21 protein-coding genes, 1 other RNA gene and 1 pseudogene are annotated in these 21,895 nt (G+C 40.2%); 16 read left to right on the top strand and 7 right to left on the bottom strand.

Annotated features, from left to right (window positions below):
• Positions 1-74 precede the first annotated feature (74 nt).
• Positions 75-401, top strand: a complete 327-nt coding sequence (locus tag MST18_RS08900) for a hypothetical protein (RefSeq protein ID WP_078193710.1) — start codon at positions 75-77, stop codon at positions 399-401.
• Between the two features lie 72 nt (positions 402-473).
• On the opposite strand, the gene glnG is transcribed toward MST18_RS08900, so the two are convergent.
• On the bottom strand, positions 474-1,949 hold the full coding sequence (gene glnG / locus MST18_RS08895; protein WP_168377613.1) for a nitrogen regulation protein NR(I): 1,476 nt from the start codon (positions 1,947-1,949) through the stop codon (positions 474-476).
• Complete coding sequence (gene glnL, locus MST18_RS08890; protein WP_180133064.1) at positions 1,939-3,045, bottom strand: nitrogen regulation protein NR(II); 1,107 nt, start codon at positions 3,043-3,045, stop codon at positions 1,939-1,941. The genes glnG and glnL overlap by 11 nt, the downstream gene beginning before the upstream one ends.
• Positions 3,046-3,397: 352 nt before the next feature.
• Here glnL and rimO point away from each other — a divergent pair, with 352 nt between their 5' ends.
• The 12 genes from rimO (at position 3,398) to lpxA (ending at position 15,732) form a co-directional block, all read left to right on the top strand.
• On the top strand, positions 3,398-4,741 hold the full coding sequence (gene rimO, locus MST18_RS08885; protein WP_111883759.1) for a 30S ribosomal protein S12 methylthiotransferase RimO: 1,344 nt from the start codon (positions 3,398-3,400) through the stop codon (positions 4,739-4,741).
• Between the two features lie 45 nt (positions 4,742-4,786).
• A complete protein-coding gene (gene pyrH, locus MST18_RS08880) occupies positions 4,787-5,515 on the top strand; it encodes a UMP kinase (RefSeq protein ID WP_078193535.1) in 729 nt (242 codons plus the stop codon).
• 79 nt (positions 5,516-5,594) lie between these two features.
• The gene (frr, locus tag MST18_RS08875) at positions 5,595-6,149 is read left to right on the top strand and encodes a ribosome recycling factor (RefSeq protein ID WP_078188724.1); all 555 of its coding nucleotides are present in this window, start codon (positions 5,595-5,597) and stop codon (positions 6,147-6,149) included.
• 6 nt (positions 6,150-6,155) lie between these two features.
• On the top strand, positions 6,156-6,911 hold the full coding sequence (gene uppS, locus MST18_RS08870) for a polyprenyl diphosphate synthase (RefSeq protein ID WP_180133065.1): 756 nt from the start codon (positions 6,156-6,158) through the stop codon (positions 6,909-6,911).
• The gene (locus MST18_RS08865; protein ID WP_078193533.1) at positions 6,912-7,736 is read left to right on the top strand and encodes a CDP-archaeol synthase; all 825 of its coding nucleotides are present in this window, start codon (positions 6,912-6,914) and stop codon (positions 7,734-7,736) included.
• Complete coding sequence (gene ispC, locus MST18_RS08860) at positions 7,737-8,933, top strand: 1-deoxy-D-xylulose-5-phosphate reductoisomerase (protein ID WP_180133066.1); 1,197 nt, start codon at positions 7,737-7,739, stop codon at positions 8,931-8,933.
• 3 nt (positions 8,934-8,936) lie between these two features.
• Positions 8,937-10,292, top strand: a complete 1,356-nt coding sequence (rseP, locus tag MST18_RS08855) for an RIP metalloprotease RseP (RefSeq protein ID WP_180133067.1) — start codon at positions 8,937-8,939, stop codon at positions 10,290-10,292.
• Positions 10,273-12,840 (top strand): outer membrane protein assembly factor BamA, encoded by a 2,568-nt coding sequence (gene bamA / locus MST18_RS08850; protein ID WP_373692663.1) that lies wholly within the window; start codon positions 10,273-10,275, stop codon positions 12,838-12,840. Before rseP ends, bamA begins: the two co-directional genes overlap by 20 nt.
• A gap of 41 nt (positions 12,841-12,881) precedes the next feature.
• Positions 12,882-13,382 carry an OmpH family outer membrane protein gene (locus MST18_RS08845; protein ID WP_180133069.1) on the top strand — a complete coding sequence of 167 codons (501 nt, stop codon included), beginning with the start codon at positions 12,882-12,884 and terminating at the stop codon, positions 13,380-13,382.
• Positions 13,383-13,385: 3 nt separating this feature from the next.
• The gene (gene lpxD, locus MST18_RS08840) at positions 13,386-14,456 is read left to right on the top strand and encodes a UDP-3-O-(3-hydroxymyristoyl)glucosamine N-acyltransferase (RefSeq protein ID WP_180133070.1); all 1,071 of its coding nucleotides are present in this window, start codon (positions 13,386-13,388) and stop codon (positions 14,454-14,456) included.
• Positions 14,457-14,461: 5 nt separating this feature from the next.
• Positions 14,462-14,947: a 3-hydroxyacyl-ACP dehydratase FabZ gene (fabZ, locus tag MST18_RS08835; protein WP_171263789.1), complete on the top strand. Its 486-nt coding sequence runs from the start codon at positions 14,462-14,464 to the stop codon at positions 14,945-14,947.
• The gene (gene lpxA / locus MST18_RS08830; RefSeq protein WP_078193526.1) at positions 14,944-15,732 is read left to right on the top strand and encodes an acyl-ACP--UDP-N-acetylglucosamine O-acyltransferase; all 789 of its coding nucleotides are present in this window, start codon (positions 14,944-14,946) and stop codon (positions 15,730-15,732) included. The genes fabZ and lpxA overlap by 4 nt, the downstream gene beginning before the upstream one ends.
• Positions 15,733-15,791: 59 nt before the next feature.
• Here lpxA and MST18_RS08825 read toward each other — a convergent pair.
• A pseudogene (locus MST18_RS08825) lies at positions 15,792-16,653 on the bottom strand (YbgF trimerization domain-containing protein).
• Between the two features lie 291 nt (positions 16,654-16,944).
• Between MST18_RS08825 and ffs the strand changes: the two are divergent.
• Positions 16,945-17,041: signal recognition particle sRNA small type (gene ffs / locus MST18_RS08820), an RNA gene on the top strand.
• 107 nt (positions 17,042-17,148) lie between these two features.
• Here ffs and MST18_RS08815 read toward each other — a convergent pair.
• The 4 genes from MST18_RS08815 to MST18_RS08800 all read right to left on the bottom strand — a co-directional run bounded on the left by MST18_RS08815 (position 17,149) and on the right by MST18_RS08800 (position 20,197).
• The gene (locus tag MST18_RS08815; protein ID WP_180133071.1) at positions 17,149-17,793 is read right to left on the bottom strand and encodes a regulatory protein RecX; all 645 of its coding nucleotides are present in this window, start codon (positions 17,791-17,793) and stop codon (positions 17,149-17,151) included.
• An 80-nt stretch (positions 17,794-17,873) separates the two neighbouring features.
• Positions 17,874-18,917 carry a recombinase RecA gene (gene recA, locus MST18_RS08810; protein ID WP_078193524.1) on the bottom strand — a complete coding sequence of 348 codons (1,044 nt, stop codon included), beginning with the start codon at positions 18,915-18,917 and terminating at the stop codon, positions 17,874-17,876.
• Positions 18,918-19,062: 145 nt separating this feature from the next.
• Positions 19,063-19,503: an RNA-binding S4 domain-containing protein gene (locus MST18_RS08805; RefSeq protein ID WP_168377604.1), complete on the bottom strand. Its 441-nt coding sequence runs from the start codon at positions 19,501-19,503 to the stop codon at positions 19,063-19,065.
• A complete protein-coding gene (locus MST18_RS08800; protein WP_180133072.1) occupies positions 19,496-20,197 on the bottom strand; it encodes an HAD-IA family hydrolase in 702 nt (233 codons plus the stop codon). The genes MST18_RS08805 and MST18_RS08800 overlap by 8 nt, the downstream gene beginning before the upstream one ends.
• Positions 20,198-20,210: 13 nt before the next feature.
• On the opposite strand from MST18_RS08800, the gene MST18_RS08795 reads away from it, so the two are divergent.
• Together MST18_RS08795 and MST18_RS08790 are read left to right on the top strand one after the other, a co-directional pair.
• Positions 20,211-21,062, top strand: coding sequence for a 3'(2'),5'-bisphosphate nucleotidase CysQ (locus MST18_RS08795; RefSeq protein ID WP_180133073.1), 852 nt, complete (start codon positions 20,211-20,213; stop codon positions 21,060-21,062).
• Positions 21,063-21,131: 69 nt separating this feature from the next.
• Positions 21,132-21,875, top strand: coding sequence for a histidine phosphatase family protein (locus MST18_RS08790; RefSeq protein ID WP_180133074.1), 744 nt, complete (start codon positions 21,132-21,134; stop codon positions 21,873-21,875).
• Positions 21,876-21,895 lie beyond the last annotated feature (20 nt).

The raw sequence follows: 21,895 nt of genomic DNA, 5'->3' as shown, positions 1-21,895 counted from the left end.
TATTGAATAAATATCTTTAGCTGAAACTAAGTTTTGTTAGAATAAATCTAATATTTATGAATAAATTTACTTTTATGTCTTATCAATTGATCGAACTTGATATTTCTCCCTCAGATAACATTCAGTGTCCACATTGCCAGCAGCAAGTGATTGATTGGTCAGAAGAGCAGTATGTGCAGCCATGTGAGCATGTGCTGTTTATTGCAATGGATATTGGTTTTGAGTTTATTACCGATGAATTTGAGCAAACCATGCAGCATACAGTCGATGACTTGCATGCCAATGATGATCAATATCATATGTTTACTGAAATTACCGCCTCAAGTTTCCCTGAGTTTCTGATATATAAGTCTGATTTAGGGGTGGAAGGTTATTCACGTTATGTCGGCTTTACGGCATAAAATATTGCTAAAAAATCTCTAAATAAAAAAAGCCAGTCAAGTGACTGGCTTTTTTAATGTTAATCAAAAAAATTAACTTTCTAATTCTTCTTCGACATCATCTTCGGCACTGTCCATACCGAGTTCTTTGAGTTTACGTGTGAGGGTGTTACGGCCCCAACCTAAAAGTTCTGCTGCATGGCGCTTACGCCCACGTGTTTGCTGTAGTGCAGCATTGATGAGGGTGCGTTCAAACATTGGTGTGGCAATGTCGAGAATTTTCATCTCACCATTTTTAAGTTTTTGTACTGCCCATTGACCAAGTAGCTCATCCCAATGATGCACACCGATGCGATCAATCCCTTGAGCAGCAGGGTTACCATCTGTGCCTTGAATTGGAATCTGTTTTAATTCAGAAGGTAAATCTTCTGGATAAACTTCACGGCCTGTGATCATGACTGTTAGCCAGCGACAGGTATTTTCGAGCTGACGGACATTACCTTGCCACGGTAGTTTTTGCATGTATTCTTGCGTTTCAGGACGCAGAATCTTCGGACTTACCCCAAGTTCTTTACCTGCACTTGCAAGGAAGTGCTGTGCAAGCATCGGAATATCTTCACTACGATGTGCAAGTTTTGGAATATGAATACGAATGACGTTTAGACGGTGGTACAAGTCTTCACGGAAACGACCTTCATGGACTAACTTTTCTAAGTCTTGGTGCGTTGCCGCAACGATACGGACATCCACCTTGACTGGGATGTGACCACCAACGCGGTAGAATTCGCCATCCGCTAAAACACGCAATAAGCGGGTTTGGGTTTCAAATGGCATGTCGCCAATTTCATCAAGGAAAAGAGTCCCGCCATTGGCTTGTTCGAAACGACCTTGACGCTGTGTGTTGGCACCGGTGAACGCGCCTTTTTCATGACCAAATAATTCAGTTTCGATCAAATCTTTTGGAATTGCCGCCATATTGAGGGCAATAAAAGGTTTGTTGCCACGTGGTGAATGCTTATGCAATGCATGCGCAACTAATTCTTTCCCCGTGCCTGATTCACCATTAATTAATACGGTAATGTGTGATTGAGAAAGACGACCAATGGCACGGAAGACTTCCTGCATAGCAGGTGATTCACCAATAATCTCTGTAGATTGAATCGGTTGAACGGTTTTAGCAGATTCTTGTTGTTGTAATTTGGCAATATGCAAAATTGCACGGTTTACAAGTGCTAAAGCTTCATCAATATCAAAAGGTTTTGGTAGATATTCAAAAGCACCCGTTTGATAGCTCGACACAGCAGATTCTAAATCTGAATGTGCGGTCATGATAATTACAGGTAAGTCAGGGTAGTTGCCTTTGACTTTACCTAAAAAGGTCAGTCCATCAATACCCGGCATACGGATGTCTGTCAAAATAACATCTGGCGCATCGACACTTAACTGATCTAAAGCGGATTGTGCTTCTTCAAAACTGGTAACATCAAAACCTTCTTCTTTGAATGTTTTTTCCAGCACCCAACGCATGGCGCGATCATCATCGATGACCCAAATCTTATTACGCGACATGATCTGACTCCCAAGGTAAATATAGGCTAAATACTGTTTTTCCAGGAACTGATTGGCATTCAATCATTCCGTTATGTTGATGCATAATATTTTGTGCAATGCTTAGACCGAGACCTGTGCCTTTCGCTCGTCCTGTCACTAAAGGGTAAAATACGGATTCTAATATTTCTTGTGGGACACCCGGTCCATTGTCCTCGATGTCAACGCGTACCGCAGAGCGTTTTAATACACCGTTGATGGTGACTAAACGTTGAATACGTGTGCGCAAAGTGAGTTCTGGTTGGTGCTCAACAAAGAACTCTTTGTTTTCCGTCATTGCCTGAACGGCATTAACACTGATATTCAGCATGACCTGAATCAATTGATCACGATCTGCGAAAACATCCGGTAAAGAAAGGTCGTAATCACGGGTGATCTTAATTTTCTTCTTGGTTTGGTTGACGATCAGTGAACGGACGCGTTCAAGTGGTTCGTGCACATTGACTGGCTCGTAACTTGGCAATTGTCTAGAGCCAAGCATAGTGTCAGCAAGATTACGTAATCGATCCACCTCACTGATAATAATGTCGGTGAATTCGCTGTACTTCGGATCATTTAAGCTACGCGCTAAAAGTTGTGTCGCCCCACGGATACCACCGAGTGGATTTTTAATTTCATGGGCAACACCACGAATCAGTTGTCGTGCGACTTGATGCTGTTGAATCAGGTTTTCTTCTTTAGAGATTTTCAACATCCGGTCGATTTGATTCAATTCAATCAATAGCAACGGGTGGTAGGGTTTGCCAGAGTTGAGCTGTGACACAGTGTAATCGACATGAATGTCTTTAAAGTTGACATTAATCGTTGCTTCTCGGCGCGTATAGTGTTGACCAGAAGTTAATGTATTCATTAATGCATCATGCGTATTGAATTCATCATCGGGCATATGGAGTAAATTTAATACAGGCTGACCTGATGCACGAAGTAAGCTGATGTCAAAAAGCGCTTCACAAGATGAATTTAAATAAAAAATATTCAGGTTGCTATCGACCAATAAAATGGCAGTGGTTAAATTATCCACTAAAAGCCGGTAATCAATCGTCATAATCTGATCCATTAGCGAGAGGTTCCTGTCTTAAAATGGCGCAATGGCATCTTCATAAAGCAAATCGTTCAATCTAATAAGGTTCGAATTGATGCAAGTTATGCAAGATATAAGCCAACTATTTGAGAAATACGCTAAGTTTTGATGCTTATTTGAATAAATGCGCTTATTTAAGACTTTAAATAAAGTGTATAGCTGATTAAAAACAGGCTGTAAATCTAAAATGCATTAAAATGGTGCAAATGAAATTATATGGATGAATTTATAGCATTATTTTGGTGCGTGATATAAAGAGTGGCCTTTTCACCTGTTTTTATGTTTTGAAAAGACATACAATACGCGGATTATAGTGGAGCGCAGATTCATGAAATCCCCCAAAGTCGGTTTTGTTTCTTTAGGTTGTCCTAAGGCATTGGTAGATTCCGAACGAATTTTAACTCAGTTAAAGACTGAAGGTTATGATGTAGCATCAGATTATGATGGTGCCGATTTAGTAGTTGTAAATACCTGTGGTTTTATTGAATCTGCAGTACAAGAGTCGCTAGATGCCATTGGCGAAGCGATGAGTTCAAACGGTCGCGTAATTGTGACTGGTTGTTTAGGTAAAGACGAAGACAAAATTCGCCAAATGCACCCAAATGTCTTAAAAGTGACAGGTGCTGCGGCATATCAAGAAGTGATGGAAGCTGTGCACGAATACGTGCCTGAGCCACCGAAACACAATCCGTTTATTGATCTAGTACCTGAACAAGGTATTCGATTAACACCAAAACATTATGCTTATTTGAAGATTTCAGAAGGTTGTAACCATCGTTGCACATTCTGCATTATTCCGAGCATGCGTGGTGATTTGGTTTCTCGTCCAGTAGGTTCAGTATTGACTGAAGCTCAAGCGCTGAAAAAAGCAGGCGTAAAAGAAGTCCTTGTGATTTCTCAAGATACATCGGCTTATGGCGTAGACACCAAATACAAATTGGACTTCTGGAACGGTCAGCCCGTTAAAACCAAATTCTATGACATGTGTGAAGCATTGGGTCAATTGGGTATCTGGGTGCGTCTGCACTATGTATATCCATATCCACATGTGGATGCTGTGATTGACTTAATGGCACAAGGCAAAATCCTGCCGTATTTGGATATTCCATTCCAACATGCGAGTCCTAAGATTTTAAAACTCATGAAACGTCCTGCGCACAGTGAAAATACACTAGAGCGTTTAAAAGTTTGGCGTGAGAAATGTCCTGATCTTGTGATTCGTTCTACATTTGTTGTGGGCTTCCCGGGTGAAACTGAAGAAGACTTCCAAATGTTGCTTGATTGGTTAAAAGAAGCGCAGCTTGATCGTGTGGGTTGTTTTACTTACTCACCAGTTGAAGGCGCGACTGCAAATGATTTGCCAGATCATGTGCCTGAAGAAATCAAACAAGAGCGTTATGAACGTTTCATGCAAGTTCAGCAAGAAATCTCTGCTGCGAAATTGCAAAGTCGTATCGGTCAGAAAATGACAGTACTTGTGGATGATCTTGAAGAAGAGTTCCCAGTTGCTGTTGCGCGTTCTTATGCAGATGCACCTGAAATTGATGGTAATGTTTTTGTTGAAGATATCGATAAGTCAGTGATTAAAGCAGGTGATTTACTTGAAGTAGAAATCACAGATGCAGATGAATATGACTTATTTGCAAAACTAATCTCGGTTAAGTCTGCTTAAACGATTCATTAAAAATAATTGAAATTAAATAATTCGGAGTTGATGATGCTTGATTCTAAAAAACCACGTTTTGGTCGCATCCTGCTTAAGCTTTCAGGTGAAGCTTTAGCGGGCAATAAAGAGATGGGTATCGATGCACAAGTGCTCGATCAAATGTCACTCGCAATTGCGCACCTTGTTGGTTTGGGTGTTCAAGTGGGTATCGTTGTCGGCGGTGGTAACCTTTACCGTGGCAGCCAATTACAAAAAGATGGTTTGGTTGGCCGTGTAACAGGTGACCAAATGGGTATGTTGGCCACGGTGATGAACGGTTTGGCGCTTCGTGATGCTTTGGTACGACGTAATATCAAAACTCGTCTAATGTCGGCTTTACCCATTGGTGCAGTAGTTGAATCATACTCTAGCCGTGATGCTATTCGTCATTTAACTCGTGGCGAAGTGTGTGTATTTGTCGCAGGTACGGGTAACCCATTCTTTACGACAGATACAGCGGCATGCTTACGCGGTATCGAGATTGAAGCCAATCTTATTCTTAAAGCGACGAAAGTTGATGGCGTATACAACAAAGATCCAAGCAAATATGAAGATGCAGTGAAATACGATGCATTAACATTTGACCAAGTTTTAGATGAAAAACTGGGTGTGATGGATTTAACTGCGATCTGCTTATGCCGTGACCACAACGTTCCACTTCAAGTATTTGATATGAACAAATCAGGTTCATTACTTTCAGTGGTAATGGGTGAAAAAGAGGGTACTCACGTTACTAACTAATGTACGTGGGCCTTAAAGCTCTTTATACTACAAGCTATTTTAGAATTTACATCTTTTCGAATTAAGTAAGGAAGATCACATGATTAACGATCTTAAAAAAGACGCAGAAGACCGTATGAACAAATCTCTAGATTCTCTAGAGCATGGTTTTGCTAAAGTTCGTACAGGGCGCGCGCACCCATCAATTTTAAATGGTGTTATGGTTCCTTACTATGGCTCTGATGTGCCATTAAACCAAGTAGCGAACGTGGGTGTAGAAGACTCTCGTACTTTACTTGTTCAGCCTTTTGAACGTTCAATGGTTGCTGCAATTGATAAAGCAATCCGTGAATCTGACTTGGGCTTAAACCCGATTACTGCTGATGCGATCCGTGTTCCTATGGCTGCATTAACAGAAGAAACACGTAAAGACATGCAGAAAGTTGCACGTAACGAAGCTGAAAATGCAAAAGTTGCGATCCGTAACATCCGTCGTGATGTTTTAGGTGATATCAAAGCATTGTTGAAAGAAAAAGAAATTTCTGAAGATGATGAGCGTCGTGCGGGTGATGACATTCAAAAAATTACAGACAAATTCGTTGCTGAAGTTGAAAAACGTCTGGCTGCAAAAGAAGCTGAATTGATGAAGGTCTAAGTTTTAATGACCTCATCTGAAGAAACTTCCCGTCTTCCAAAACATGTTGCCATCATTATGGATGGCAACAATCGTTTTGCCAAAAAGAATCAAATGCAAAAAGGTGAAGGGCATCGTTCTGGAAAGGACATCCTAGATCCCATCGTTGAACATTGTCGTAAAAGAAATATCCAAGCACTGACCGTTTTTGCTTTTTCGAGTGAAAATTGGAATCGTCCTCAGTTTGAGGTTGATCTGTTGATGGCTCTTCTCGAAGAAACCATTCATGAGCAGTTGCCGCGTATGGAAAAATTTGACATTTCCCTACGTTTTATTGGTGATCGTTCTCGTTTATCTGCTAACTTACGTGACTTAATGTTGCAAGCCGAACAAAGGACTGCTAATTTCGACAGCATGACTTTAACTATTGCAATTAGTTACGGTGGTATGTGGGATATCGCACAGGCTGCAAAACAAATCGCAGCAGATGTTTTAACTAACAAAATAAATCTTGAAGCAGTGGATGCTGAAGTCTTTGGTCAATATGTCAGTTTAAGTGATCTACCTCCGGTAGATTTGTTAATTCGTACAGGTGGTGATTTCCGTCTTTCGAACTTCTTGCTTTGGCAAGCTGCTTATGCAGAACTTTATTTTACCCAGACATTATGGCCTGAATTTACCATTGAAGAATTTGATGACGCACTAGCGGTATTTGGTGGTCGTGAACGTCGTTTTGGTAAGACTTCAGAGCAGATTCAACAAGAGCAGTTTGAGAATAAATAAATGTTAGAGCGGATAATAACCGCATTGGTACTGGTTTCAGTTGTACTGAGTTGCATGTTTGCAACCGAGTCTAAATACCCAATGCTTGTGCTGATGATTATTGCATCAGCTGTCGCGGGTTATGAGTGGTTTAAACTCATGCCGCGGAATACACAAAATGTGATTAAACCTTTCGCTTGGGGCTATGGTCTAGTCACTGCTATTCTTTCAGCACTAGCATTGCATTTTACAGATGTTGCATTACTGCTTTGGGCGGCTTCGATCTTTACTTGGATCTTAAGTGTCTATTGGGTGAAGTCTTATCCTGATTACGATAACTGGTATAACCCGAGTCTGAGTGGTATTGGTTTAGTCTTAGTTCCTGCTGCGGTAACTGCTATTTTTTCTGTGTGGATGAACTCACCTTGGTGGCTCATGTATCTGTTCCTGTTGGTATGGGGTGCAGACAGTGGTGCATACTTCGTGGGACGTAAATTTGGTAAGAAAAAACTTGCACCAGATGTGAGCCCAAATAAATCGATCGAAGGTTTATATGGCGGTCTATTCACTGCAATGCTAATTGTTATTGTTGTTGAAATTATTTATCTTGATTTAAGCATCGCTGAACATATTTTATTTTTAATACTTTCAGTAATAACAGTATTTAGTTCAGTACTTGGTGATTTATTTGAATCGATGATCAAGCGTCGTGCAGGGATCAAAGATTCTGGTCGTATTCTTCCCGGACATGGTGGTGTGCTGGATCGTATTGACTCGTTGCTTGCTGCAGCACCTATCTTTGCGGCAGGTATGTATGTTTTAAAATTAATTGGCGTAGATTTATAGATGTCACAATCTGTTTGTATATTGGGTGTAACAGGATCCATTGGTCAAAGTACTTTAAAGATTCTGCAACAGCACCCCGAAGAGTATTCAGTTTTTGCAGTCACTGCACATAGCCGAATTGTAGAACTTGTCAAAATATGCAAACAATATCGACCGAAAATCGCAGTTGTTCCATTCAATAAAGTGGATGAACTGCGCCAATTACTCGTAGCTGAAAAATTAACTGATATTGAAATCCTGCATGATGAAGAAGGATTAATCGCAGTAGCAGAACATCCACAGGTTGATGTGGTCATGGCCGCTATTGTGGGTGCAGCAGGGTTGCTACCGACATTGGCTGCTGCGAAAGCGGGTAAACGTGTCTTACTTGCAAATAAAGAAGCGCTGGTGATGTCGGGTGACATCATGATTCAGACCGCACGTGAAAATAATGCTTTGTTACTGCCAGTCGATTCTGAACACAATGCAATCTTCCAATGCTTACCTGAAACTTATCTACAAGGTGAGCGTCATGGTCAGCCAAAGCTAGGTGTCAAACAAATTTTACTTACCGCGTCTGGTGGTCCATTTTTACATCATAGTTTAGAACAATTGCAAAGTGTAACGCCGGCCCAAGCCTGTAAGCATCCAAATTGGTCGATGGGGCAAAAAATTTCTGTTGATTCTGCAACACTAATGAATAAAGGCTTGGAATTAATAGAAGCCTGTCATCTTTTTGCAGTTGAAGAACAATTTGTAACAGTTGTTGTCCATCCACAGAGTATCATTCATTCAATGGTTCAATATGTAGATGGTTCGACTTTGGCACAAATGGGTAATCCTGATATGTGTACGCCTATTGCTCATGCATTAGCATGGCCGAAGCGTATTCAAACACATGTGCCTCCATTAGATTTATTTGTTCATTCACAGTTAAACTTTGAACAGCCTGATATACAGCGATTCCCAGCGCTAAAATTAGCACGCCAAGCCATGAAGGCAGGTGGCTTAGCTCCAACGATTTTAAATGCAGCCAATGAAATCGCCGTGGCAGCATTTTTGCATGAGAAAATTGGCTTTACTCAAATCCCTCAAATTGTGGAACATGTGTTGGGGCAAGTTGAAAACTCAGCTGCAAATAATATTGATGTTATTTTGCATGCAGATAAATCGGCACGTATGGTTGCTGAAAAAGCAGTATTGAATTCAGGAAGTTAAGACATGAATGCCTTGTTTATGATTATTGCAGCAATATTGCTACTTGGACCGCTGATAGCGATTCATGAATTTGGGCATTATTTCGTTGCACGTAAACTGGGCGTAAAGGTTTTGGTGTATTCGATTGGTTTTGGCCCAACACTGCTCAAGTGGACGTCGAAGAAATCAGGTATTCAATATCAACTGTCTGCATTGCCACTCGGTGGTTATGTCAAAATGTTGGATGAACGCGAAGGTGATGTCGCAGCAGAAGACTTACCAAAAGCATTTAACCGACAACACCCTTGGAAACGTATTGCAATTGTTGCGGCAGGGCCACTCATTAACTTGGCTTTTGCAGTAGTGTTGTTTTGGATTTTATTTTTACCAGCTCAGGAACAGCTCAATACGCGCGTAGGTAAAATTTTACCGAATACGCCAGCAGCGGCTGCGCAAATGCAGTCTGGTGATAAAATTACTGCCGTAGATGGCACTCAAGTATCCACTTGGGAGCGCTTGAATTATGCCTTGGTTGATCGTGTAGGTGAAACTGGCAATATTCAAATTCAAGCTGAACGAGCAGGGCAAATTCAAAACTTCAGTTTACCGATTCAAAGTTTCTTACGTGATCAAACTCAGTCACCACTCGATGTTCTAGGTTTTACACCGTATCGTCCTGAAATTCCTGCAGTAGTTTCAAAACTCAGTGAAGATGGCGCAGCGATTCGCCAAGGGATGCAAGTGGGTGATCGAATTGTTTCGATCGATGGCGTAAAAATGAAAGACTGGTTTGATGTTGTACAAGTTGTACAAGCTTCTCCAGAAAAGTTACTTAAAATTGATGTTTTACGACAAAATAAAATTGTGCATTTAAGCGTGATGCCGCAAGGTAAGCGTGACCAAATGGGTAAATTCACAGGGTTTTTAGGTGTACAAAGTGATCCGGGTAAAGTCAATATTCCAGCCGAATACAAACAAACCATTCAATACACGCCTGTAGAGGCGATGGGCAAAGCGGTAGAAAAAACAGGTCAGATATCTAGTATGATCCTGAATTCTATTGTAAAAATGGTGCGTGGTTTGGTTGGTTTAGATAATTTATCTGGTCCGATTACTATTGCGAAAGTGGCTGGACAAAGTGCTGAGATGGGGTGGCAAACCTTCATTTCATTTATGGCACTGATGAGTGTAAGTTTGGGTATTTTAAATTTACTACCGATTCCTATGCTCGATGGCGGTCATTTAATTTACTATTTTATTGAATTAATTCGTGGTAAACCTGTTTCTGAACAAATACAATTGGTTGGATTAAAAATTGGTATGGTATTGCTGGGTAGCATGATGCTACTGGCTCTATTCAATGACATTATGCGTTTATAAGAACGTTATACGAAATAAATTAACAGCGGAAAAGACTGGCATGCAGCACAAACATTTATTTATGCCATTGGCACTGGTTAGTGCTATGGCCGTAGCACAACAAGTATATGCAGCAGATGATTTTGTAGTACAAGATATTCGTGTTGATGGCTTAGTGCGTTTAACTCCTGACAATGTAGCCGGAATGATCCCATTCTCCGCTGGTGATCGTGTCAATGATCAAATCATTTCAAACTCAATTCGTAGCATGTTTGCGTCGGGTTTGTTTGATGATGTGAAGTCTTCACAAGTCGGTAATACCCTTGTATATACAGTGGTTGAACGCCCAGTAATTTCTAAAGTTGAGCTAAAAGGCAATAAACTTATTCCTAAAGAAGCCTTGGAAGAAGGCTTAAAGAAAATGGGTCTGTCCGAAGGTGAAGTTTTAAAGAAATCATCTTTGCAAACGGTTGAAACTGAATTAGAACAACAGTACATGCAGCAAGGTCGCTACGATGCTGATGTAAAAGTTATTACAACCGCTCAACCGAATAACCGTGTAAATGTCTTAATCGAGTTTGAAGAAGGTCAATCTGCCAAAGTATTTGATATTAATATCATTGGTAATACGGTTTTTAAAGAAAGCGAAATTAAACAAATTTTTGCATTAAAAGAAAGTGGTTGGAACTCGATCATTTCTCGTAATGACCGCTATGCACGTGAAAAAATGGCTGCGAGTTTAGAAGCTTTACGTGCGATGTATCTCAACAAAGGTTACATCAACTTCAACATTACCAATTCAAGTCTGAATTTGAGTGAAGATAAAAAACATGTCTTTATCGAAGTTTCGGTGGATGAAGGCGAACAATTTAAGTTTGGTGAAACCCATTTCTTAGGTGATACGCTTTATACGCAAACTGATTTAAACGCATTAAAGCTCTATAAAGATGGCGATTTATATTCACAAGAAAAAGTGAATGGTGTGAAACAACTTTTGCTTCGTAAATACGGTAACGCAGGTTACTACTTTGCAGAAGTAAACATTGTTCCTGAAATCAATAAAGACACCAAATTGGTTGATTTAAATTACTATGTGAATCCGGGTCAGCAAGTCACTGTTCGCCGTATTAATTTCACAGGTAACTCGAAAACAGCTGATGAAGTTCTACGTCGTGAAATGCGTCAAATGGAAGGCGCATTAGCAAGTAACGAAAAAATTGATTTGTCTAAAGTGCGTTTAGAACGTACTGGTTTCTTTAAAACCGTTGATGTTAAGCCTGCACGTATTCCGGGCACGCCAGATCAAATTGATTTAAATGTAAATGTTGAAGAGCAGCATTCGGGGACAAGTACTTTAGCTGTTGGTTTCTCACAAAGTGGCGGTGTAACTTTCCAAGCAGGTTTGAGTCAAACCAACTTCTTGGGTACAGGTAATGCAGTTTCTATCGATTTGTCTCGTTCAGAGACTCAAGATTATTACAACCTCAGTGTAACTGACCCATACTTCACTATTGATGGTGTACGCCGTGGTTATAACTTGTACTACCGTAAAACCAAGTTAGATAACGACTATAACGTTAACAACTACGTCACTGATAGTTTTGGTGGTGGTATCAACTTTGGTTATCCGATCGATGAAAACCAAAGTATCAGTATGGGTTTGAATATTGATCAAACTGATGTAACTACAGGCCCATATGTATCTACGTATGTCCGTGACTACTTACTTGCTAACGGTGGTAAAGCTACAGGGAAAGGTTCTTACTGCCCAAAAGATGCTAATGGTGAGTCTCAAAATACTGTACCTGTATATAATGATAAAAACGAAATAATTGGTTATAAATGTGCTGTTGAAGAAATTACTTATGACAATGAATTTAAAGGTGATTTCTTAACTTATAACCTTAACTTAGGTTGGTCGTACAACACCTTGAATCGCCCGGTATTCCCTACATCGGGTATGTCACACCGCGTAAATGCCGAAATTGCATTACCGGGCAGTGATGTTGAATATCAAAAAATCACTTATGATGCACAAGCTTATTTCCCACTAGGTAAAGACTTTGTGTTACGTGGTTACGGTAAGTTAGGCTATGGTAATGATTTACCGTTCTACAAAAATTTCTATGCAGGTGGTTTTGGTTCGGTACGTGGCTATGACAACAGTACTCTAGGGCCGAAATATCCTGGTGTGTATTATGATGCGCAAAATCAGGTTGACTACGATCCAGAAGAAGTCGGTGGTAATGCTTTAATTCAATTTGGTACTGAATTGGCTTTACCTGTGCCATTTAAAGGCGATTGGGCGCGTCAAGTTCGTCCAGTATTGTTTGCTGAAGGCGCACAAGTATTTGACACCCAATGTGACGTTCCTAAATCTAGTGATGACCGTCAATACTGTAAAGATAACTACGGCTTTGATATGAATAACATGCGTTATAGCGTTGGTGCAGGTTTTACTTGGATCACGATGATTGGTCCAATTTCACTGAGTTATGCATTCCCACTGAATGACAAAGCTGGCGATGAAACAAAAGAAATCCAATTCGAGATTGGTCGTACATTCTAAGTACGACCCTTCTGGGAATAACAAAATTACAGGTTGATAAGATGAATAAATTATTTGCTGGTTTGGCAGTATTGGGTATGTCATGTTCTGCAGTGGTACATGCAGCAGGTTACGGTGTGGTTGATTTAGAAAAGGTGGTGGATCAAAGCACTTATCTAAAACAACAAAATGCTCAAATTCAACAGCAATTGAAACCACAAACCACTAAAATTGAATCACTTGCTAAAGAGCTGGAAGCAATGCAACAAAAAGCTCAGCAAGGTGGTGATAAGTTGACTGCTGCGCAAAAGCAGCAAATGGGTCAACAGTATCAAGCTAAACTTAAAGAGCTGACTGAATTACAGCAAAAAGTTCAAGCTTCGGTTCAAGGGAATATACAGTCCTTAAATCGCACGATGGATACTCGAATCAAGCAAGTTGCAGAACAATTGCGCACAGAAAATAAGTTAGATGTTGTTTTGAATAAAAATTCAGCACTTGCGTATGACCCTAAGTTTGATTTAACTGATAAAATGATTCAAAAGGTTAATGCAATTAAATAATCAATGAATTCTCAAAAATTCAGTTTAGAAAAGCTTGCTCAACTTGTTCAAGGTCAATGTATTGGTCAGCTAGACTTGCAATTCAGCGGAATGGCAAGTTTGGAGAGTGCTCAACCACATCAGCTTGCATTTTTAAACGCAGATAAATATCTGAATGAAGCTCAAAAGTCTCAGGCTGGTGCGCTGATTGTGACTGCAGACATGCAGTCACAAATCCCTTCACAGCAAAACTTCATTGTTGTACCCAATCCGTATCTGGCTTTTGCTATTCTGACGCATGTTTTTGAAAAAAAATCTGTAGAAACAGGAATTGAAAGTACTGCTCAAATTCATCCTTCCGCAATCATTTCTGATACTGCTTATATTGGGCATTATGTGGTGATTGGTGCGAATAGCGTGGTGGGTGAAGGGACGCGCATTGAATCCCAAGTGAAAATTGATCATGGTGTAGAAATTGGTAAAGATTGTTTTATCGATTCGCATGTGACGATTACTGGTGAAGCCAAGTTAGGTGATCGTGTACGTATCCATGCGAATACGGTGATCGGTGGTGAAGGGTTTGGTTTTGCGCCTTATCAAGGGAAATGGCATCGTATTGCTCAATTAGGTTCTGTACGCATCGGGAATGATGTGCGTATTGGTTCAAATTGTAGTATCGACCGTGGTGCTTTAGATGACACAATTTTGGAAGATGGTGTCATTATTGATAACCTTGTGCAAATCGCGCATAACGTCAAAGTAGGTGCAAATACGGCAATGGCTGCGAAATGTGGCATTGCGGGTAGTACAACTATTGGCAAAAATTGTGTGCTTGCAGGGGCTGTTGGTATCGTAGGTCACATTAATATTGCAGATAATGTGACAATTACCGGTATGTCAATGGTCACAAAAAGTATTTCCGTTGCTGGGAGTTATTCTTCAGGTACGCCAATGCTTGAAAGTGGTTCTTGGAAAAAGGCAGCAATCCGCTTTAAACAATTAGCAGATGTGCCATTGACCCAATTGGTCAAACGACTTGATCATATGCAGTCTCAAATTGAGTCCCTTGAATCAACATTTAAATTGCGTAAATAATTATGATGACAGAGTCGAATACCCCAGCTTTCACAAAACCTGAATTACCAATGACTATTCAGACTATTCGTGAATATTTGCCACATCGTTATCCGTTTTTATTGGTTGATCGTGTTGTTGAAGTGACTGACAACGGGATTGTAGGCTATAAAAATGTAACGATTAATGAAGAATTTTTACAAGGCCATTTCCCTGAATACCCAATTATGCCGGGTGTGCTGATTGTTGAAGCATTGGCGCAAGTATCGGGTATTTTAGGTTTCATTATGAATAATGAGAAACCTTCAGCGGGTTCGCTGTTCTTATTTGCTGGTGCAGAGAAGGTTCGATTTAAAAAACAAGTCGTTGCAGGCGATCAACTTGTATTAAAATCGGAATTAGTGATGCAAAAGCGTGGCATTTACAAATATAATTGTGTTGCCACTGTAGATGGCGTAGTCGCAGCAACCGCGGAAATTATGGTTTCGCATCAGAAAACAGAGACAGCATGAGCAATAACGAATTAATTCATCCTACCGCCATTATTGACTCATCAGCAGTAATTGCTCCGGATGTGCAAATTGGACCATATTGTATTATTGGTCCTAAAGTCACAATTGGAGCGGGCACTAAACTGCATTCACATGTTGTGGTGGGTGGTTATACCCGTATTGGTCAACATAACGAAATTTTTCAATTTGCCAGTGTTGGTGAAGTCTGCCAAGACTTAAAATATGCTGGTGAAGAAACCTGGTTAGAAATCGGTGATTATAACTCGATTCGTGAACACTGTAGTTTACACCGTGGTACTGTTCAAGATCAGGGTCTAACTAAAGTTGGTAGTCACAATTTATTGATGGTGAATACACATATTGCACATGACTGTGTGGTAGGTGATCACAATATCTTTGCCAATAATGTCGGCGTTGCCGGCCATGTCCATATCGGTGATTATGTCATCGTAGGTGGTAACTCTGGTATTCACCAATTCTGTAAAATCGATTCATTCAGTATGATTGGTGGTGCATCGCTTATTTTGAAAGATGTACCTGCTTATGTCATGGTATCTGGTAATCCAGCCCATGCTTTTGCAATGAACATTGAAGGAATGCGTCGTAAAGGTTGGTCTAAAAATGTGATTCAAGGTTTACGTGAATCTTTTAAATTGATCTATAAAGATGGTTTAACGACGAATGAAGCGATTGAGCGTATTCGTACTGAAATTTTGCCTGATGTGGCAGAAGCGCAATTGTTGATTGACTCACTTGAGCAGTCTAAGCGCGGTATCGTTCGTTAAATACTGCGAATAAAAATAGACACCTTATAAGGTGTCTTTTTTTTGCGTTAAAAATAGGACTATTTTTTAACAAAGCCTGCTTCTTCAGATTTTGGATACTTTTGGATAAGCTTGCTTTTGAGCTGCGTTGCTAAACTACTATTTCGATCGACGTCTTTTGCAATGCTATACAGTTGATATAACGCTCTAGGCGCGCGGGTCGATTCAGGGTATTGATCTACCACGATACTATAGTTCTTTTTCGCTTCCGCATAGTTGGTCGGTTCAACAGCAAGGTTGAACTCAGCTAGCCAAAAATATGCGTTGCTAATATAGACACTGTTAGGATTATTCTTAATAAAGTTTTTCATTGGTGCAATGGCTTTCTTTGCACCACCTTGTTTGTATGCGTCTAAAGCAACGGTATACGCTGCTTTCTCAAGCTCAAGTGAGTCACCACCTGCATTTACAGGTTGGTTTGCAGATGAGCTTAATGTTGATTGGGTCGTAGGTTGTTTAACAGGTGTAGGCGCTGTATTAGCTGTTACTGGGTACAGTACCTTGTTGGTTATCCTCCGCGGCCTCTGTGTCTTCACTTGGATCTACTTTTTGTTGGAGTAGTTCTAAACGTTGATCTAAATCTGCATAGCGGTTTGTAAGTTCACTTTTTAATTGTTCGATAATATTGTCTTGCTCTTCCATTTTACCGCGTAAGCTACGCAATTCATTTTCAAGCTGTTGGTTCTTCTGCATAAGCTGCCAATTCAAATTGGTTGGAATAGGGGTAGAGCCAGCACCTGTTTGAATGGCCGTATTATTTGCTGTATACACAGTACCATTATTAGCGCCACTCAAACCACGAGATTCAATTGGAATATTGGCAAATAATGCACCTGAGCAAGTCAATGTAAGGGCACACAATACATGCTGTTTAAACATCATAAAAATTCCATGTAGTTACAAGCATGTCCGTATAGAATAGTTTTATTACAGACAGCTTTAGATAAAACGATAAGCACATTAAAAACGCCAAAGATCTGAATTGCAATAAGCTTTTACAATCTTGCTGTGTATTAAAGTAAAAATATAGTGATGAAGTTTCACGTTTTCTACATCATCGACCATCATATTGATTTATAAATAATCAAACAGTTTTTTCTATTCAGGAATTCTTGGTTTTAGGCTTGCATGTTTATTAAAAATCTCTATACTCTGTTCTTGCAATGGTAGCCCTGCCGGTTACTTCGCAATTGTACTCTATAAACCCCGCCAGGACCGGAAGGTAGCAACGGTAGTAGAAATATGATGTGCCGAAGTCTTGCTGGTAGGGTTGCCACCAGTTTCAACAATAATAAATTAAACGTCCTCTCATTTTTTCAACCCTATATTATTCTTTATTTTAGTTTTATTAATTCTTCATTTAGATCTATATTTTTTTTATTCGTCATCAAATTCTTTACGTGCAATCACTTTAAAAATCGTATCGAGATCAAAGCCTCGATATTGCAAAAAACGTATTTGTTTGGCTTTTTGTTTTGGATTACGTTCAACAGCTTTGCCAAATTTTTTTATCTTGAGCTGGTAGGCTTCAGCGACCCAATCTGTTTCTTTTAATTCATCCTGAATTAATTTACTGTCTACTTTTTTATTTTTTAACGCGAGCTTTATATGATTAGGGCCTTTACCTTTACGTTTTTGACTCGATAGCACCATCTCTGCTACACGCTGATCGCTTTGATAGTTCTCACGTGCGAGTTCTTCCACCAAGTGTATGACTTCTTCACGACTATCCGCATACAGTGCTAATTTTTCGATTAAATCCGCTTTTGAGTATTCTTTACGTGTGAGTACTGCAAAAGCGTACGAGCGTAGACGAGAGCCGCACAGTCCTGGTTTTTTTTCAGCATGAACATCTTTACCATTGGTGTCAAAATGCAACGCAGTGTGATCGATCACCGAAGTATTGTCATGTGAAATGTCAGTTTGTGCAGCATGATTTACGCAGGTAGTTTCTTCAGCTTCTGCAAACTGTTGTTTCAGTGCTTCATAATCAAGCAAGAGTGGAAAATGGTTTTTAGTCATGGGGTCATTTTAATACAAATTTTGAGTGCAAAACAAAACGCCCCGTAGGGCGTTTCGTCTGCTATTAAAGTATGCTGTAATTAAGCATCTAAAAAGTCTGGTTCTTCTTCGTCTTTGTCTTCTACAGGTGCTGTACCCGTAGTCAGAAGTTGTTCACGAATCAGTTTTTCGATAGTTTGCACAAGTTCAGGGTGTTCTTCTAAGTGGCGAATGGTATTGTTTTTACCTTGCCCAATCTTGTCACCTTGGTATGAATACCAAGCACCTGCTTTTTGAACAATTTCTTGTTGTACTGCGAGGTCAACAAGCTCACCTAAATGGTTCACGCCTTTACCATAAAGAATTTGGAAAATCGCTTCACGGAATGGAGGAGCCATTTTGTTTTTCACAACTTTCACTTTAGTTTCTGAACCAATGATTTCGTCGCCTTCTTTCACTTGACCAATACGGCGGATATCTAAACGTACAGATGCATAGAATTTAAGTGCATTACCACCAGTTGTGGTTTCTGGGCTACCAAACATTACACCAATCTTCATACGGATTTGGTTAATGAAGATCACCATACAGTTAGAGCGTTTCGCATTACCGGTAATTTTACGCAGTGCTTGGCTCATTAGACGAGCTTGTAAGCCCATATGTGAGTCACCCATTTCGCCTTCAATTTCGGCGCGAGGGGTAAGTGCAGCTACAGAGTCGACAACGATCAGGTCAATGGCACCTGAACGTACCAGCATGTCTGCAATTTCAAGTGCTTGTTCACCATTGTCTGGCTGTGAAACAAGTAAGTTATCAATATCTACGCCAAGTTTACGTGCGTATTGAGGGTCTAATGCATGTTCAGCATCGATGAATGCACAAGTACCGCCAGCTTTCTGACATTGCGCAATGGCTTGTAATGTCATAGTCGTTTTACCAGAAGATTCAGGACCGTAGATTTCTACGATACGACCTTTAGGTAAACCACCAATACCTAGTGCGATATCTAGTGTTAAAGAACCCGTAGAGACAGCTTCAACTGCCTGTACAGTATTATCACCAAGACGCATAACGGTGTTTTTACCAAACTGCTTTTCAATTTGGCTTAAGGCCGCATTTAACGCCTTGCTTTTATTATCATCCATCTTACAACCTCAATACGATGTCACGAAACAATATACTCAAGTGGATGTATTCAGTTTAAATCTGTTCCACGAGGGTATAGTGACAGAAATCATCCTTTTGTTCTATGAAAATCACAACAGGTGCGACATGTTGTGACGCTTTAACTTAATCATCATTATAAGACCATTGCTGGTCAAACTGTTGATCATTTTCTCTTTTAAATTTACCAATATCTCGACGATCTTTTTTACTTGGTCGATGATCTGGCCGAGCTAGATTATGCAACTTTCTTTGGGATGCGAGCAATTCCCGTTTTGCAATACTGACCTCAGTTTCATCATAAAGCAGCTGAGCGGTTGGGGCAGGCCCACGAACATCCGACAGTGCTTTCACCACCACGGTTTTTTTCTCAAGGCCTTGGGCAATGGTTAATTCCATGCCTACACGAACTTCACGAGAGACTTTAACGCGTTCGCCATTATGATGAACTTTACCGCCTTCAATAGCATTTTTGGCAATAGAGCGTGTTTTAAAAAAACGCGCAGCCCACAACCATTTGTCTATACGCATACCAACCGCATCTTCGGCTAGATTAGATTTACGCATATTTTTTCTGTTCCTCGACTTGCTCAGTCGTTTGAGCTTCTAAAATAGGGATTAAATCTGTTAATGCGGACAGCATTGGATAATTACAAGTCTCGCGAGGCGCTTTGGCAGATGAAGGCTGCTGAATCGAATAGAGCTGTTCAATTCCAAAAAGTTTTGCACCATTGAGCACTTTTTCTGTGTCATCAATGAAGTAACAGTTTTTTGCATCGAAGGGATGTTTGCTTGCTAATATTTGCCAAAACTCAATAAACTCTTTGGCATGACCGAGAGTTTCTGAACTGACGATAACATCAAAATAATCACGAAGACCGGTTTCTTCGAGTTTGAATTGTAAGCCTGCAAAGTCGGCATTGGTCGCAAGCCAAATAGGATAGCCATTTTCTTTAAGATAGGTGAGCAGCTCAATGCAGCCTTTGCGTTTAGCTACTTTGGCTTTTTGTTCTATTTGCATTGCCAAAACATCAACGCCAACTTGTGACGTCCAAAAGCGAGAGGAGTACCATTTTAGGGTATGATTATGTTGTTGATAAAAACTAAATAGCGTTTGCTTGCTTTGTTCGAGTGAGCACTGATGCTGTTCAGCATAGCGAATTGGCAGCAGCTCATTCCAGATAAAATCATCATAAGCAAGATCGAGTAAAGTACCGTCCATATCGAAAATGATCGTCGGCTTTTCTGAGTAATTTGGCATATAAAGGTATTCTATGTTTAAAACAACAACAGCACCGCAAGACCCACTGATTTTGCAGTTGGTTCCCATTGTGACACAAGCTTGCGAAATTTTGCGAGAAGAATATCAGCGTTATTGCTCAGGTGCGGATTTTGATGTGGAACGTAAAAGTGATGATTCACCTGTAACGCAAGCTGACTATCGTGCAAATAGCTATATTACTCAAGCATTATCCAAAGTTTCTAACTTGCCTGTATTGTCAGAAGAAGGTGACAAGTCTGAACGTATGCAATGGCAAAAATTTTGGCTGCTTGATCCTTTAGATGGTACCAAAGAGTTTTTACATAAAAGACCTGAATTTACCATTAATCTGAGTCTGGTTGAGGGTGCTAATACTACCTTTGCCATATTGGCGATCCCCGGGGAATACAGCGTATATATTTGTCCCTTTGAGGGACTGCCGCTGAAATATGATAGCCAGTCAACCACATGGTATGAATATGTTCAAACCTCTGTAGAGAATGTCGTACACGTTGGCTTGAGTCAAAGTGCTAAAAATAAGCCGATTTATAAGCACTATCTAGACGCTTTAGAAAAACTTAGTCCTTATCAGGCATACCATGCTGGTAGTGCATATAAGTTTTGTATGATGTTAGAAGATCGAGTGGATATTTACCCGCGTTTTCATCCTACCTGTGAATGGGATACTAGTGCTGGACAATGTTTAATCGAGCGTATTGGTGGTGGATTGATTGATTTTAAAGGTCGCGCATTTCTATATAACCAACGCACGACTTTATTAAATGGTGGATTTATTGCATTTAAAAATGCCGAAATGAAAGAATTGGCCTTAAATGCTTTGGCAAACATGCCTGACAAAACTTGAGCTAAATCGGGTTCATGCTATAGTGTCTGCACACTCCGTTAAATCTCCTGCATTTAAGAACTGTCAATTATGGCCCTAGATTTGCTCCCACCGAGTATGCTGAAAGCAATAGACTTATTGCCGTATGAAAAGACGCCTGTAACATTGTTTACACGTCATTCCATTCGTGAAGTTGTACAAGGACAAGGCTTGGCCGGTTATGACTTGCAACTGACCCATCAAGGACGAGATTTAGCCGAAGCGTGGGGCAGCTATTTGGTTGAAAATACCGATCGTGTTATTCAGCACTGTATTTCGAGTCCAATTCAGCGCTGTGTGGATACGGCAGCATTGATGATTCAAGGTGCAGATAACGTCACGATTGAGCCAAATACCCACCATATCGAGATCATTGAACAAGGATTATTGGTCGAGCCGGGAAGTTTTGTGCTCGATATTAAAAAAGCAGGACCATACTTTCAAAAGCAAGGTGCTTTAGGCTTTATCAATAGTTTTGTGAATAATGCTTTGCCGGGTATGAAACAGCCCATTCATGGGGTGGTAGATGTTTTGGAGTTGATTTACAACACTCATCCAACCAATGATTATGGTCTGAGTCTAGCGGTGAGTCATGATACGATTTTGGCTGCAATTCTTGCCATTATTTCAGGTAAAAATATCGTGACACGCGAAGATTGGCCTAAAATGATGGAAGGTTTATTTGTTTGGTTTGAAGGAGATGTATTCCTTGAGTCAAAACTGAAATGGATTTGGCGTGGTGAACTAAATGAATTAAATATTCGTGAATTTCAGCAAGCTGAACAGCAACTTTAAGAAATTTTGCTAATAATAAA

Source organism: Acinetobacter sp. YH12068_T, from assembly GCF_024606005.1.
Classification (GTDB): Bacteria; Pseudomonadota; Gammaproteobacteria; order Pseudomonadales; family Moraxellaceae; genus Acinetobacter; species Acinetobacter amyesii.
Note: the sequence above shows the minus strand (reverse complement) of the source record. Positions and strands in the feature narration are given on the sequence as shown.

Coding starts and splice junctions, on each gene's coding strand:
- MST18_RS08845 (WP_180133069.1), top strand. CDS start 12,882: ATGAATAAATTATTTGCTGGTTTGGCAGTATTGGGTATGTCATGTTCT.
- frr (WP_078188724.1), top strand. CDS start 5,595: ATGATTAACGATCTTAAAAAAGACGCAGAAGACCGTATGAACAAATCT.
- MST18_RS08790 (WP_180133074.1), top strand. CDS start 21,132: ATGGCCCTAGATTTGCTCCCACCGAGTATGCTGAAAGCAATAGACTTA.
- recA (WP_078193524.1), bottom strand. CDS start 18,917: ATGGATGATAATAAAAGCAAGGCGTTAAATGCGGCCTTAAGCCAAATT.
- lpxA (WP_078193526.1), top strand. CDS start 14,944: ATGAGCAATAACGAATTAATTCATCCTACCGCCATTATTGACTCATCA.
- glnG (WP_168377613.1), bottom strand. CDS start 1,949: ATGTCGCGTAATAAGATTTGGGTCATCGATGATGATCGCGCCATGCGT.
- bamA (WP_373692663.1), top strand. CDS start 10,273: ATGACATTATGCGTTTATAAGAACGTTATACGAAATAAATTAACAGCG.
- lpxD (WP_180133070.1), top strand. CDS start 13,386: ATGAATTCTCAAAAATTCAGTTTAGAAAAGCTTGCTCAACTTGTTCAA.
- MST18_RS08815 (WP_180133071.1), bottom strand. CDS start 17,793: ATGACTAAAAACCATTTTCCACTCTTGCTTGATTATGAAGCACTGAAA.
- MST18_RS08795 (WP_180133073.1), top strand. CDS start 20,211: ATGTTTAAAACAACAACAGCACCGCAAGACCCACTGATTTTGCAGTTG.
- pyrH (WP_078193535.1), top strand. CDS start 4,787: ATGCTTGATTCTAAAAAACCACGTTTTGGTCGCATCCTGCTTAAGCTT.
- MST18_RS08865 (WP_078193533.1), top strand. CDS start 6,912: ATGTTAGAGCGGATAATAACCGCATTGGTACTGGTTTCAGTTGTACTG.
- MST18_RS08805 (WP_168377604.1), bottom strand. CDS start 19,503: ATGCGTAAATCTAATCTAGCCGAAGATGCGGTTGGTATGCGTATAGAC.
- rimO (WP_111883759.1), top strand. CDS start 3,398: ATGAAATCCCCCAAAGTCGGTTTTGTTTCTTTAGGTTGTCCTAAGGCA.
- MST18_RS08900 (WP_078193710.1), top strand. CDS start 75: ATGTCTTATCAATTGATCGAACTTGATATTTCTCCCTCAGATAACATT.
- fabZ (WP_171263789.1), top strand. CDS start 14,462: ATGACAGAGTCGAATACCCCAGCTTTCACAAAACCTGAATTACCAATG.
- MST18_RS08800 (WP_180133072.1), bottom strand. CDS start 20,197: ATGCCAAATTACTCAGAAAAGCCGACGATCATTTTCGATATGGACGGT.
- ispC (WP_180133066.1), top strand. CDS start 7,737: ATGTCACAATCTGTTTGTATATTGGGTGTAACAGGATCCATTGGTCAA.
- glnL (WP_180133064.1), bottom strand. CDS start 3,045: ATGGATCAGATTATGACGATTGATTACCGGCTTTTAGTGGATAATTTA.
- uppS (WP_180133065.1), top strand. CDS start 6,156: ATGACCTCATCTGAAGAAACTTCCCGTCTTCCAAAACATGTTGCCATC.
- rseP (WP_180133067.1), top strand. CDS start 8,937: ATGAATGCCTTGTTTATGATTATTGCAGCAATATTGCTACTTGGACCG.